The 1,093-nt window shown below is 62.8% G+C and carries 1 protein-coding gene; it reads right to left on the minus strand.

Features of this window, described 5'->3' with window-relative positions; all coding sequences use genetic code 11:
* Nucleotides 1–60 precede the first annotated feature (60 nt).
* Complete coding sequence (locus RR842_RS13535; RefSeq protein ID WP_332730110.1) at nucleotides 61–942, minus strand: hypothetical protein; 882 nt, start codon at nucleotides 940–942, stop codon at nucleotides 61–63.
* Nucleotides 943–1,093: the final 151 nt, after the last annotated feature.

Genomic DNA, 1,093 nt, shown 5'->3' on the forward strand with positions numbered 1-1,093 from the left:
CCGTCCTCGCGTACCATCCTGCTCTTTTTGAAGTGCCCCGTCGCACCCTGTCTTCCTCCTTCACGAAGCCCGATCCTGCCCGCCCACCAGATCCCTGCGCCCGAACGCCAGGCCGCCGAGGGTCACGGACGCCGCGCAGACGGCCGCGCACACCGCGAATGCGACGGTCACGTCCACTCCACCTGGCTGTACAAAGGCACTGCGCATCATCATTGAACAGTCCCCTATGAGCAGCGGCGAGCCGAAGTATACCGAAACCACCACGAACGACACGATTGCTGCAAACGCGATGAAAGGCCCCGCCACCACAGAAAGTGCGACCTGGGCAAGCGAGAGCGCGAGAGACAGCGCGAACGGCAACAGCAACAGGAAGGCCAGATGGCTGCCGCCCAAAGCCGACAGAGAAAAGCCCAACACCCCGACCGCCTCAACGTCGCCCATCGCCCCAAACCCTCCGAACGCCGCGGTAGCAATCAGCGCGACGACAACCTCCGCCGCATAAAAAGCAATCACCGTCGCGGCCACCCACAGGCACTTCGACAGCCACCACGCCTGCCTCGCGCCGACTCTCACAAGCACCTGGAGCGCCTGCCCCTCAAGGTCGCGCACGGCATAGTTGCCTACGAGAACGGCGACAAGCACCTGCTGGATCAGCCACCCGATAGGCAGCACGAACGGCACGCTTTCGTCTGGGCGGCAGTAGTCAGAGCCCGCGAAAAAGTATGCGAGCACGTCGACGAGGCCGAAGCCTGCGGAGGATTCCCCCATACCCATCGCCTCGGCGTACCTTGCCGCCGCATCAATCGCCGACAGGAACATCGCCGCGAGCGCGGTGATGCATGCGAAGGCCACGACGAACTTCGCCCGGTTGGAGAAAAAACCCATGGCCAGGTCGTAGCGCACAAGGTATGCCAGCTTCCCACGCTTTCCTACGTGTTTCATACGCCTCCCCTCACAGCACCTCGAAGCGGCGGCACTTCCAAATGAGGAAGACCGCTTCGAGGAGCGCCAGCACCCCATACACGACCAGGACGATCGAAAGCTCAACAGTACTGCCCTGTGCCGGGTTGAGAAGGTTGATGGGGGAATACCC

The organism is Gordonibacter sp., from assembly GCF_036667095.1.
Classification (GTDB): domain Bacteria; phylum Actinomycetota; class Coriobacteriia; order Coriobacteriales; family Eggerthellaceae; genus Gordonibacter.

Coding starts and splice junctions, on each gene's coding strand:
- RR842_RS13535 (WP_332730110.1), bottom strand. CDS start 942: ATGAAACACGTAGGAAAGCGTGGGAAGCTGGCATACCTTGTGCGCTAC.